Below are 12,523 nucleotides of genomic sequence, written 5' to 3' on the forward strand. Positions count from 1 at the left end.
CTTATCACCTACCCTCCGCCGCCTTGGAACCGAATATTCCTTGTGGACGGATTAGTAAAATGAGAATAATCATGATAAAGGCGATGGCATCCCGATATCCTGAATCACCATAGGCAACAAGGAATGTTTCGGACAAACCGAGAATCAAGCCGCCAACGACCGCTCCTTTCACGCTTCCCATTCCCCCTAAGATGATGATGGCAAGCCCTTTCAACCCCATCGATAATCCCATCTGAGGACTTACAGAGTTGAAAGCCATGCCAACTAAGATTCCCGCGATGCCTCCCATACCGGAAGCAATCATCACCGTCAACGTGATGATTTTTTTCGTATCGACGCCGAGAATGCTTGCCGTTTCGATATTCTCCGCAGTGGCTCTCAGCGCTTTTCCCGCTTTGGTTTTCGATAGCCATATGGATAATCCAATCATTAAAATGACCGAGATGACAAAAATGGTTATCTGCACTAAATAAATCGTCACCGATCCGATTTCAAATCGGATCTCCGCAAATTCAGCGCGAAAAGGTTTGTTCCCGGCGCCAAACAAATGATGGGACAAATTTTCAAGGAAAATGGATACCCCAATCGTGCTGATTAATGGCGCCAAATGGGATACGCCTTTTTTTCCTCTTAACGGACGCAAACTGAAAACTTCCAAGAAATATCCCAAAATGGCCGTAACGACAATCGATGCAAGAAATGCAAGCCACAGCGGCCAGCCCAGTACGCTTGTCGTCAATACGCCGATAAATGCCCCCACCATGAAAATTTCTCCATGGGCCATGTTGATGATGCCCAGGACGCCAAAAACGAGCGTAAACCCGAGGGCGACAATCGCATAAATGCTCCCTAACGTCACGCCATTGATTAACTGTTCAATCAGCATAATCGATCACCCTTCATGAAAAGCAGAATTCGAGGTTACTCCTCGAATTCTACAAATTTCCCATCTTTTATTTCTACTACGGTAACGTCCATCACCACGTCACCCACGTCGTCGAAGGAGAATTTTCCTAAAATGCCATCAAAATCTTTTGTCGCTGCCAACGCATCGCGGAAAGCATCACGGTTCTCCCCAGTGCCGGCTCTCTTGATGGCATCCGCATAGATGTAGAGAGCATCATATGCTTGCGCAGCGAATTGGTCCGGCTTTTTCCCGAATTCCGCTTCGTAATTTTTGTTGAATTCGACGATTTTTGGATCTTCAGAATCTCCGAAGTAAGGTGTTCCTACGATTAAACCATTTGCCGCGTCACCTGCAATCTCGATGACTTGGGGTGAATTGAAACCGTTTCCGCCAACGAACGGAACGGAAATGCCCATTTTGCGTGCCTGATCGAGAATGACAGCCCCTTCATTATATAGACAGGATGCCAACACCAGGTCCGGATTTGAATTTTTGATCTTTGTCAGTTGCGCTTTATAATCACTTTGCCCTTTTTGATATGTTTCAATGGTTGTAATTTCTAATCCCATTTCTTCGGCTTTTCTTTTCATTACTTCAAATCCGCCTTTTGTTAAAGCATCATCGTTTCCATAAATGAGGGCCACTTTCTTTGCCCCTGTTCTTTTCACCGCTTTTTCAATGGCCGCTGGTATCGCCAATGATTCAGGAACGGCATTTCGGAAAACGTAATCGCCGATTTCAGGAATCCCATCAACGGTTGTGGATGTTCCCATAATCGTAATTCCATTCAAATCCGCTTCCGGAGCAACGGCAAAGAATTCCGTGCTTAACGTTGGGCCAATAATCGCGAGAATGGAGTCGTCCGCCATCAATTTCTGTCCAACGTTCACCGCCTGTTCCGCTTCTCCTGCCGAATCTTCTATCACTAAATCAATATGGACTTCGCCCTGCTCATTAATTTCTTTTTGCGCCAATTTCAACCCTTGTGTTATCGCCTCTCCATAGGCGGCTCCGGCACCGGACAAATAGGAGATGACCCCGATTTTCGCTTCGATTGCACCACCTGTTGCTTGCCCTTCATCAGTCGCATCGCTTTCTTCACCGCCGCTTGTCGAATTGCCGCAAGCAGCCAAAACCAATAGCGAGAATGCTGCCAACATTGTCAAAAAGAAGTGTTGATATCTTTTCATCATGACCCCCCTGATTTGGAAATCTATTAAATTTACACTACGCAAGTAATGTAATTTCTATTTTTTATTCTATTAACCGAATTTTTGAAATATTACAAATGCATAAAAAAACTACTTGGAAAATAGATTCCAAGTAGTGAATGAAATGATTTAATCTTCTTTCAGCAATGTTTCCACAGATGCATAATCCCGCTGTTGCGCCTCAGCAACCGCCTTGTATACTACATATCCTTTCAAAGTGTTGATTCCTTTTTTCAACGCCTCATTTTCCAAGCAGGCTTGTTTATAGCCTTTGTTGGCAATTTGCAGCGCATATGGCACTGTGACATTCGTCAAGGCAAGAGTGGAAGTTCTCGGTACCGCTCCCGGAATATTCGGCACCGCATAATGAAGCACGCCATATTTTTCAAAGGTCGGCTTGTCATGGGAAGTAGGGTTGTTTGCGGTGATTTCCGTGCTTCCTCCCTGGTCGATGGCAATATCGACAATTACAGAGCCCGGCTTCATTTGCTTCACCATTTCTTCTGTCACCAATTTCGGCGCTCTTGCTCCAGGAATTAATACGGAGCTGATCACCAAATCGGAATTTTTCACGGACTCGGCAATATTATATGGATTGGACATCAACGTTTGAACGGAAGTGCCAAAAATATCCTCCAATTGACGTAAACGGTCAGGGTTTACATCGATCATTGTCACATCCGCTCCCATCCCAATGGCAACGCGGGCGGCGTTTGTCCCGGCAACCCCACCGCCTATGATGGTCACTTTTCCACGGGGAACGCCTGAAACCCCACCTAATAAAATTCCATTGCCTCCATTCAATTTTTCCAGGAAATGCGCACCGATTTGCACACTCATTTTCCCAGCCACTTCGCTCATCGGCGTCAAAAGAGGCAGGGAACCATTAGGCATTTGCACAGTTTCGTATGCAATTCCAACCACTTTTCGATCAAGCAATGCTTGTGTCAATTCATATTCAGGCGCCAAATGCAAATAAGTGAAGAGGATTTGTCCCTCATAAAAATATTGATATTCACTTTTAATCGGCTCTTTCACTTTCAAAATCAGCTCTTGTGACCATGCTTCTTCAGCGGTTTTGACAATTTTTGCTCCCGCAGCGGCATAATCCTCATCAGTGAAAGAAGAACCCAAACCCGCACCGGTTTCAATATATACTTCATGGCCTGCATTGGTTAATGTAACGACCCCCGCAGGCGTCATTGCGACACGATTCTCATTGTTCTTAATTTCTTTAGGAATACCAATTTTCACTCGAAGATCCCATCCTTTTCTGCAAAATTCAAAATTCTGTCATCATTTTTTATTCTAACAATTATGAAATAAAAATAGAATCAAAATATGAAAAAAATCCCCCCAAAAAGGGGGAAATGCAATTCAATGAAGTTCACAACAGATTAACAAAAAATTAAAATTTCCAACAAAATTTACGACAATTTTTAGAATAATATGTGAATTTTTTTACATTTTTCTCTAATTTCTATTCCCATTATCTGAAAATTTGATATAATAATAACATAGTAAAAGGAGGTAAGCCTTATGGTAAATTATAAGAATATTGTAGTAGCTGTGGATGGTTCAAAAGAAGCAGAATATGCATTCAAAAAAGCGATTGATTTTGCTAAACAAAACGACGATGCAAAATTGCACTTGGTAAACGTAATTGACACACGTTCATTTGCTGCAATTGAAGCATACGATCGTTCCATTGCCGAAAAGGCTCAGGCATTTTCCGAAGAATTGCTTGAAGGATATAAAAAGCAAGCAGAAGAAGCTGGCGTAAAAAATGTAAACGTAATCATAGAATATGGTTCTCCAAAAACAATCATTACGAAGGAATTATCCAAATTAGTTGATGCTGATTTGATTGTCTGCGGTGCAACAGGTTTGAACGCAGTTGAACGTTTCCTAATCGGTTCAGTTTCTGAAGCGATTGTCCGTTCCGCAAAATGTGATGTGCTAGTTGTCCGCACTCCTGAAAACTAATATTCATATTTGGAAAAGGCTGTCTGGAAAGCCTCGAGCTTCCCGGGCAGTTTTTTTGTGGCCATTTTTCCAATCATTCGTTTCCAACCTTTCCTATTGCTGCAATCTGGCGATACAAATTGTCAACAATTTTACGTTTTTATCAACTTTTTCTGATGGCGATATCTGTCGAAATGTGTTAAAACTATTACTGTCTTTTATTCATTATAGAAAAGTTGATTTCAAGATTAGCACAATTCTATTCTACATTGCTGATAACATTTGACAATTAATCATGATGAAAAACAGAAAGAATGGTTGAATTGAAACGGATTCCTTATTTTGATAACGCAAGGGCATTATTGATTATCCTTGTGGTCCTTGGCCATATGAGCAGTGAATTTATCGAACATGATGAACTGATCGCCGACGTTTATTTATTCATTTATACCTTTCATATGCCTGCTTTTATATTGATTTCAGGATATTTCGCAAAAAAAATTTATGAACAGGGATATTTTAAAAAACTTGTAAAAAAACTCCTCATTCCATATGTAATCTTTCAAGTGTTCTATACGCTTTACTATGACTTCATCTTTCACGATGACATCAGTTATAGTTTGTTTATCCCGAGATGGGGACTTTGGTTTTTAATGAGTTTGATCTTTTGGAATGTACTTCTGTATTTTTTCGGCAAATTGAAATATGGGCTCCTGATGGCCATCGCCATTTCCCTTTTAATTGGGTACGACACAGAAGTGGATGAATTTTTGAGTCTGTCCCGCACCTTTTTCTTCTTTCCATTTTTCTTGGCCGGCTATCATTTAAAAGAGGAGCATTTTGTCCGATTAAAATCCCGCATGAATACGGTTCTCGGCATCATTGTTGCGATTGTCGGGTTCATCTTGATTGCCCGGTACGCCCCGCTCGACTATCGATTTTGGCTATTGGGAAAAAGACCATATGAAGAAATCGCGGACACAATTGAATACTCGGCACTCATGCGATTGGCCACTTACGGCGTTCAGTTTTTGGCCACCTTCGTCTTTTTGACCTTGGTGCCAAAAAAACAAAGCTTTCTTACTTCCATCGGCCAATCGACCATGGTCATCTACCTGCTTCATATGGGGATCGTCCGGATTTACCACGATCATCCCATCAAGCAATACATTATCGAAACAAGCCAGTATTGGATACTCTTTGTATCAAGCCTTCTGATTGTGTATTTGCTGTCCCGAAAACCGGTGGTCAACGTCTTTCAACTGGCATTTGCAAAAAACAAAAAATGATGTAAATAAAAAGGTGCGCCTACAATTCGAGGCAGCACCTTTTTATATGGGAGTCATCTATATTTTTCCGGATTTATGCAAATTCTAAACCTGTTATCGGGTACTTACTTGCTCAAATTGTTTTCTTTCCACATTCGAATCTTTTCAAAGAACAGTGAAAGCGCCTGTTTGTTCGACATATTCGGAACTTTGGCAAGCAGCACTTCTTTCGGAGGGCGCAACTGATCGCTTTTCTTTTGCAAAATGAAAAGGCTCTTTTCATGCTGTTTTGATTTGAAGATGTTTTCCGGCAATTGAATCACTGCCTGAATCCATGCATGCTTTTTCAAAAACTTATGGAGCATTTCCGCCTGTCCCGACTCGAATAATGTGGCTGGTATCAAAAATATTAAATATCCGCCTTCTTTTGTGTATCGCAATGATTGTTCAATATATAAATGATGGGCATAGCTCATCTCGTTTTTTGCGCATAATTCGTAGTCTTTTGCCACTTCATCGTTTGGATAATAACCGACAGGCAAATCGCAAACGACGAGATCTGCCGGTTCAATAAGCAACGGTCTTAGCGCATCTTGATGATACAGTTCAATCGGCTGCTCGATGAGTTCAGCAATCTCACTCGCCAATTGAATCAGCAATTCATCAACTTCCACCCCTGCAGCCAAAATTTTGCCGTCCAACTGATTCATGATGGTAAACATTAAATTTCCTGTTCCTAATGCAGGGTCAAGAATGGATATCATGCCATTTTCCAATTTTTCTTCATAGAATTGCTCGACAAAGTAAGTGATCAACAATCCCAAAGAATCCGGTGTCATCTGATGGTTGGGTTGCGATGATTCACGCATGCCTTTCAATATGGCGAGCTGAATCGCTTTGCGGGTTTCTTCCTTCGTTGCCGCTTCAACCGGAAATTGAAACTCTCCATCCAAAACTCCTCTGAGCGTTGTGAGCACACCCTCCAAATAAGTTGACTTGCTTGAACGTTCAAATTCCTCGGCCTTTTTATTTATAAAGGCAAATATTTGCTCAATTCTTTCCATTCTGTTCTTCCTTTCACAAATCCCGTTCTAATTGGTGTGACGATATGTAAAACGGACAAAAAATGAGTGTAGACAAAGCCGCGATGACTTTGTCTACAATAATCAGCCCAATATAATAATAACCGAAAAACCGGATAAAAGATATCTTACAAGTAATAACCTTTTGTTACGATTTCTAAACCATTAAAGAAGTTCTTTTACAGCTTTAATAGCCGCTTCATAGTCCGGATGGTTCGTTGTTTCAGAAACATATTCCACATAACGTACAATGCCTTCCCGATCAACGACAAACACTGCACGGGCCAAAAGACGCAATTCTTCAATCGCCACACCATAAGCTTTTCCAAAGGAAAGATCTTTGTGGTCGGATACAGTGACTACACGATCGATGCCCGCTGCACCGCACCAGCGTTTTTGAGCGAAAGGCAAGTCGACGGACACCGTGTAAACGATGACATCGTCCCCCAATTTTGCCGCTTCTTCGTTAAAACGGCGGGTTTCCGCATCACAAACGCCTGTATCAAGGGATGGAACTGTCGCAAATAAGCGGATTTTCCCTTCTGAATCTTTTAAAGTGACAGGTGATAAATCATTGGCAAGCACTGTGAAATCCGGCGCTTTGTCACCCACTTTCACTTCATTTCCCAACAATGTCACCGGGTTATTTTTAAATGTTACTTGAGCCACTAGAACATTCCTCCTTTTTTTCTACTAATTTCATCTTACTAAACACTTTCCCCACTAAGCAAATAACTTAACTTGAAAATCAAAAAAACATTCAGCATCCAAAGAAACGATGGATGCTGAATGGTGATTGATCAAGCTGTCTGATGGTTGGAATGGCCGTCAATTTCAATGATCTTTTCTCTAATCACAGTCTTTTCATTTTTTACATACACATTTTCCTGCACCACAATGGTATCGGCAATATAGTCCTGGATTCCCCGGTTTTTCGGCGTAAACGCAACTGCAAGATAAGATAACCAAACGGTATTATTGATGAAGCGCGCCACCAATTCCCGGAACAATACAGTACTCCATGAAAGTTTTTCCTCTTTCAGCGATTTCACTTTTAATCCGAAAATCATCTTGCCGACCGTTTGCTGCCAGAACTTTGTCATAATGATAAAGTAACCGTAATAGAAAATTCCTGAAATAATCGTAAACGGTGCAAACCAATCGGAAGTGGACATATCCAAGTCCAAAAAATAGAAGATTGGTTTAACCAATATGGATACGATTGCACTGACGATGAGACCGTCTGTTATGAACGCCAAGAACCGAATCCAAAAACCGGCTGTTTTTTCCTCATATTCTTCAACAATTTCCGTTTCTCTTACGGTTTTTGTTTCAATGGCCTCTTCCTTCTTCCCTTCGCTTAAAAATTCATTGTTATTGATCGCTGCAACAGATTCTTCCGCGGTTTTTTCCGCCAATGGTTGGCCGGATTCATTTATTTCCCTTTCCGCAGCCCCCATATTTTCTTCATTTGAGGATGTTTCAACGTGGTCATTATCATAGATTGAATCATTCTGTTCCTGTTCATTCGCTGAAATATTGTCATTCGTTTCTTGGGCAGGAGTTTTCCGTTCATTTTCTGGATTATAACCCGTCATTTTCAGCCCTCCTTAATTTTGACCATATAAATACATCAATCGAGGTGATTCATAAGAACTCATCAATTTCTTCAATAGTCTCTCTTCTGCTGAAGGGCCAAAGATTGTACCCATTTTCGATGCCAGCAAAGATGAAAAAGTTCCAAAACCGGACTCGTATTCAAACAATTCCGCATCTTCCAGTTTATGATCTTTTCTTATTGCTTGAATGACATCTTCCAAATTGCCCAACTCATCCACCAAACCGGCTCTCATCGCCTGGCTTCCGCTTAAAATCCGTCCATCCGCCACTTTTTTCACTTCCGCTTCGGACATGTTTCTGCCTTGTTCCACTACATCCACAAACGCTTCATAGGATTCATTGATCATTTCCTGAAGCATCGCTTTTTCTTCTTCGGTGGAAGGTCTTGTGCCGCTGAACATGTCTTTATGTGCGCCGGATTTGATAGTTTCAATTTCGACTCCTAAATTTTTGGCAAGTTCTGAGTAGTTGTAGTTTTGCATAATGACACCGATGGAACCTGTGACAGTTTCACGATGGGCAAAAATTTTGTCCGCAGGGGCAGAAATGTAATAACCTCCTGAAGCAGCCATCGATCCCATTGAAACATATATTGGAATACCTTTTTCCTTTTTGATTTGCACCAATTTATCATGAATCTCCGCGGATTCAATGACCCCGCCACCTGGCGAGTTAACATACAATACAACACCTTTTACCGTATCGTCTTGCAAAATTTGATCCAATGAAGCCAAAAACATTTGATGATCATATGCCAAAGTTGTCCACGGCGTGCTTGAGCCTACATCCTGAATGACTCCATCCACTGAAAGCAAAGCGATTCGTTCATCAAAAGATCCCGGTTCGACAACCGTTTCGGTTAATTCTGTTGTTGTCAAGGAATCAAACCCGCTGAAAATATCCGTCTTGAGAATCGACATCAATGCATTGATTCCAATTGAAACAAACAGCAAAATAACCGCAAAAATAAGTGCAATCCATCTTTTTACATTCATTTTTTTACCTCCTTCACCTTTCATACGTTTTGGAAAGCCAATTGTTTCAAAAAATTATAAAATTTTCTTTACTAATATAAGGTTACATGAAAAAAAGACATTCAGAAAGCCATTATCTTCTCTGAATGCCTTAAATTTGTATATTTTATGAAATATTGGTTTATTTATGAAATGGGAAGGTGTGAATCATTTCGCTGTTTGTTTTTGCCATTCTCTTTGGCGCAATTCGACTCTGCGAATTTTACCGGAAGTGGTTTTAGGCAATTCATCAATGAATTCAATCGCTCTCGGATATTTATATGGGGCTGTAATGTTTTTCACATGCTCTTGCAATTCCTGAACAAGGGTTGGACTATTTTTTAATGTTGGGTCTTTCAATACAACGAAAGCCTTTACAATACTTCCGCGAATTTCGTCAGGACTTGCCACAACTGCACATTCTTTTACAGCTGGATGTTTTACAAGGGCATCTTCCACTTCGAAAGGACCGATTGTGTAGCCGGAGGAAATGATGATGTCGTCACCGCGTCCTTCAAACCAGAAGTAGCCTTCTTCATCTTTGTACGCCCGGTCACCTGTCAGGAACCATTCTCCGCGGAATTGCATTTGCGTACGTTCTGGATCTTTGTAATAACCTTTGAAGAGGGCAGGAGTGGATGAATGGACGGCAATATCGCCAACTTCTCCCGGTTTTGCCGGTTCCCCGTTTTCATTGATAATTTCCACCACATTTCCCGGAGTCGGTTTGCCCATGGAACCTGGTTTCGGCTTCATGCCCAGCATAGTACCAACGAGCAGTGTATTTTCAGTTTGTCCATATCCATCGCGGACTTGAATATTAAATACATTCAGGAATTTGTTGATGACTTCGCTGTTTAACGGCTCCCCTGCGGAAACGGCACTTTTTAAATTCGACAAATCATAAGATTCCAGCCCGTCCACTTTTGCCATTAAACGATATTCCGTCGGCGTACAGCATAATACATTGACCTTATAATCTTGCAATAATTGCAGATACGTTTTTGGATCGAATTTTCCTGTATAAACGAAGGCTGTGCCGCCGCTTCCCAAAATCGCCAGGAATGGGCTCCAAATCCACTTTTGCCAGCCAGGTGCTGCCGTCGCCCAAGCCACATCATTTTCTTTCACACCGAGCCAGTGCTCAGCGGCTGTCCGCAAATGTGCGTAACCCCAACTATGAGTGTGGATTACACCTTTCGGATTTCCGGTTGTTCCGCTTGTGTAAGATAAGAAAGCGATATCGGAGCTTTTTGTTTGCACTTCATTAAACTCATCCGATAAATTTTCAACGGCTTTTTCAATTTGAATCCAAGGTTCTTCCGCTTCCCCGTAAACGAAAAGTTTCAATCCATCCAAGGATTTGACGTCTTCAAATTGAGCGATTTCATTGGAAAAGGCCACAATCCCTTTCGCACCGGAATGTTCAATGCGATAGTCGATATCTTTTGCTCTTAACATTTCAGAGCTTGGAATGATTGAAAGTCCTGCTTTTAATGCACCGATGTATGTAGCGTAGGCTTCAGCAGAACGCGGAACCATGACAAGAATCACATCGCCTTTTTCCAGGCCATGGCTTTTAAATAAATTCGCCACTTTATTGGCTCTTTTTAAAAGTTCAACAAAGGTGATCTGCTCAGTGGTGCCGTCTTCATGGCGAACCAATAACGCCAATTTACTCTCATCTTTTGCCCATTTTTCAAATTCATCCACAATGTTATAGTTTTCTGGTGCAATCAAATCTTCCCTCTTCAAGCAAATTCCCCCTTAATTTGAAAAATTGAAAATATTATCCTAATTATAATTATATACGAACAAAATAGCAAAATATTCTTCATAATAGAAAATCTTTTGTTTAATAGATAAAAATAGTAAAAACAAACGAATAATAAAAAAAGGCCAGTAGCATTATGCTACTAGCCCTCTATTACTTATTGTTGAGTGCCACGTAATTGTGACTCAGCCATTTGCACTAGACGTTTAGTGATTTCTCCTCCGACTGATCCGTTCGCACGAGCGGAAGCTTCAGGTCCGAGTTGAACACCAAACTCTTGTGCAATTTCATATTTCATTTGATCTAAAGCTGCGTTTGCACCAGGAACTAATAATTTGTTTCTGCCTCCAGAGTTGTTTGTAGCCATCTCTCTCACCTCCTTGTGCATTTAGAATGTGCCGGAATGATTTTTTAATACACAAAAGGTGAGAGGTAAATTGTACTACTATTACCGGTTGAAGGAGAGAATGAGATTATAGTAGATGTTTAAATTTATTTTCTTTCACACGCTTTTCAGGGAAGATATAGACTTCTCTATTCTTCACAGCCCGTTCAATATATTCTTCAAAGTCCACCTGGGATTCAAAATGAGTGACGCGCTCCAATTTTGGTCTTGTTTTCGGATTGGCTGGCGTAAAGACCGTGCAGCAGTCTTCATACGGCTTGATGGATATTTCGTACGTGCCGATTTGCTGAGCGATGTCAATGATTTCAAGCTTGTCGAAAGAAATCAACGGACGCAAAATCGGCGTATTCGTTACCGCATTGATGGCCGTCAAACTTTCCAGCGTCTGGCTTGCCACTTGTCCCAAACTTTCGCCAGTGACCAGTCCAAGCGCACCAATTTCTTCACGCACCCGGTCCGCAATTTTCATCATCATTCTGCGCGTTGTCGTCATGAGCATTTCCGCAGGCACTGTATCTTTGATTAATACTTGCAATTCTGTAAACGGAATGACATGCAGATGGATGGAAGAACCGAATTTCGTCAATTCATTGGCCAAATCTTTTACCTTCTGCAGCGATTGTTCACTTGTATATGGCGGGCTGAAAAAGTGAATCGCATCGATTCTTACGCCGCGTTTCATCATTAAATAACCTGCCACCGGGCTGTCGATTCCGCCGGAAAGCAGCAATAGGGATTTTCCGTTGGATCCCACCGGCATTCCGCCCGCCCCATGAATCACTTCGGACATCAAATAAGCGGCTTCTTTTCGGATTTCAACCCGAAGTTCCACATCCGGATTTTTAACATTGACCGATAAATTCGGATTGTTTTTTAATAAATATCCCCCGACTGCTTTCTGTATATCATATGTTTGATAAGGAAAAGATTTATCTGAACGGTGCACTTCCACTTTAAAAGTGATTTCCCGATCTTTATAACGGTCCATGATTGTTTGGGCAAGTTGTTGGATGCTGCCCATCTCTTTTTCGCACATGGCAACCGGGCTGAATGATGAAATTCCAAATACCCGTGGCAATTTTTCCATCAATTTTTCAAATTGCTCTTCATTATCCAGTTCAATATACATCCGGTCCCGTTCAGCCCGGATTATTAGGCGCCCGATATCGGAAGAGATGTATTTGATGTTATATTTCAATTGCTGGATAAAATCTTTCCGATTCCGTCCCTTCGTCGTCAATTCACCATATCTGATCAATATTTCTTTCCAAAGCATA

General features: G+C 41.4%; 12 protein-coding genes. 2 read left to right on the plus strand and 10 right to left on the minus strand.

Features of this window, described 5'->3' with window-relative positions; translation table 11 throughout:
• Nucleotides 1-4: 4 nt before the first annotated feature.
• From NST13_RS06160 to ald, 3 genes are all read right to left on the minus strand, one after another.
• A complete protein-coding gene (locus tag NST13_RS06160) occupies nt 5-886 on the minus strand; it encodes a branched-chain amino acid ABC transporter permease (protein ID WP_342468930.1) in 882 nt (293 codons plus the stop codon).
• 35 nt (nt 887-921) lie between these two features.
• Complete coding sequence (locus NST13_RS06165) at nt 922-2,097, minus strand: ABC transporter substrate-binding protein (protein WP_342581654.1); 1,176 nt, start codon at nt 2,095-2,097, stop codon at nt 922-924.
• 150 nt (nt 2,098-2,247) lie between these two features.
• Nucleotides 2,248-3,372: an alanine dehydrogenase gene (gene ald / locus NST13_RS06170; protein ID WP_342581655.1), complete on the minus strand. Its 1,125-nt coding sequence runs from the start codon at nt 3,370-3,372 to the stop codon at nt 2,248-2,250.
• Nucleotides 3,373-3,657: 285 nt separating this feature from the next.
• Between ald and NST13_RS06175 the strand changes: the two genes are divergently transcribed.
• Together NST13_RS06175 and NST13_RS06180 are read left to right on the plus strand one after the other, a co-directional pair.
• Nucleotides 3,658-4,104: a universal stress protein gene (locus NST13_RS06175; protein ID WP_342468927.1), complete on the plus strand. Its 447-nt coding sequence runs from the start codon at nt 3,658-3,660 to the stop codon at nt 4,102-4,104.
• Between the two features lie 293 nt (nt 4,105-4,397).
• Nucleotides 4,398-5,372: an acyltransferase family protein gene (locus NST13_RS06180; RefSeq protein WP_342468926.1), complete on the plus strand. Its 975-nt coding sequence runs from the start codon at nt 4,398-4,400 to the stop codon at nt 5,370-5,372.
• 104 nt (nt 5,373-5,476) lie between these two features.
• On the opposite strand, the gene NST13_RS06185 is transcribed toward NST13_RS06180, so the two are convergent.
• The 7 genes from NST13_RS06185 to thiI form a co-directional block, all read right to left on the minus strand.
• Complete coding sequence (locus NST13_RS06185) at nt 5,477-6,415, minus strand: class I SAM-dependent methyltransferase (RefSeq protein ID WP_342468925.1); 939 nt, start codon at nt 6,413-6,415, stop codon at nt 5,477-5,479.
• A gap of 183 nt (nt 6,416-6,598) precedes the next feature.
• Nucleotides 6,599-7,102 carry a thiol peroxidase gene (gene tpx / locus NST13_RS06190; RefSeq protein ID WP_342468924.1) on the minus strand — a complete coding sequence of 168 codons (504 nt, stop codon included), beginning with the start codon at nt 7,100-7,102 and terminating at the stop codon, nt 6,599-6,601.
• Nucleotides 7,103-7,233: 131 nt separating this feature from the next.
• Nucleotides 7,234-8,031, minus strand: coding sequence for an RDD family protein (locus tag NST13_RS06195; protein ID WP_342468923.1), 798 nt, complete (start codon nt 8,029-8,031; stop codon nt 7,234-7,236).
• A gap of 12 nt (nt 8,032-8,043) precedes the next feature.
• Nucleotides 8,044-9,048: a signal peptide peptidase SppA gene (gene sppA, locus NST13_RS06200; RefSeq protein ID WP_342468922.1), complete on the minus strand. Its 1,005-nt coding sequence runs from the start codon at nt 9,046-9,048 to the stop codon at nt 8,044-8,046.
• Between the two features lie 186 nt (nt 9,049-9,234).
• The gene (locus tag NST13_RS06205) at nt 9,235-10,821 is read right to left on the minus strand and encodes an acyl--CoA ligase (RefSeq protein WP_342468921.1); all 1,587 of its coding nucleotides are present in this window, start codon (nt 10,819-10,821) and stop codon (nt 9,235-9,237) included.
• A gap of 176 nt (nt 10,822-10,997) precedes the next feature.
• Nucleotides 10,998-11,207, minus strand: a complete 210-nt coding sequence (locus NST13_RS06210) for an alpha/beta-type small acid-soluble spore protein (protein ID WP_342468919.1) — start codon at nt 11,205-11,207, stop codon at nt 10,998-11,000.
• Between the two features lie 106 nt (nt 11,208-11,313).
• A complete protein-coding gene (gene thiI / locus NST13_RS06215) occupies nt 11,314-12,522 on the minus strand; it encodes a tRNA uracil 4-sulfurtransferase ThiI (RefSeq protein ID WP_342468918.1) in 1,209 nt (402 codons plus the stop codon).
• Nucleotide 12,523 lies beyond the last annotated feature (1 nt).

This window comes from Ureibacillus sp. FSL W7-1570 (assembly GCF_038593265.1).
Classification (GTDB): Bacteria; Bacillota; Bacilli; order Bacillales_A; family Planococcaceae; genus Ureibacillus; species Ureibacillus suwonensis.

Coding starts and splice junctions, on each gene's coding strand:
- NST13_RS06160 (WP_342468930.1), bottom strand. CDS start 886: ATGCTGATTGAACAGTTAATCAATGGCGTGACGTTAGGGAGCATTTAT.
- NST13_RS06165 (WP_342581654.1), bottom strand. CDS start 2,097: ATGAAAAGATATCAACACTTCTTTTTGACAATGTTGGCAGCATTCTCG.
- NST13_RS06175 (WP_342468927.1), top strand. CDS start 3,658: ATGGTAAATTATAAGAATATTGTAGTAGCTGTGGATGGTTCAAAAGAA.
- NST13_RS06180 (WP_342468926.1), top strand. CDS start 4,398: ATGGTTGAATTGAAACGGATTCCTTATTTTGATAACGCAAGGGCATTA.
- NST13_RS06185 (WP_342468925.1), bottom strand. CDS start 6,415: ATGGAAAGAATTGAGCAAATATTTGCCTTTATAAATAAAAAGGCCGAG.
- NST13_RS06195 (WP_342468923.1), bottom strand. CDS start 8,031: ATGACGGGTTATAATCCAGAAAATGAACGGAAAACTCCTGCCCAAGAA.
- sppA (WP_342468922.1), bottom strand. CDS start 9,048: ATGAATGTAAAAAGATGGATTGCACTTATTTTTGCGGTTATTTTGCTG.
- NST13_RS06210 (WP_342468919.1), bottom strand. CDS start 11,207: ATGGCTACAAACAACTCTGGAGGCAGAAACAAATTATTAGTTCCTGGT.
- thiI (WP_342468918.1), bottom strand. CDS start 12,522: ATGCTTTGGAAAGAAATATTGATCAGATATGGTGAATTGACGACGAAG.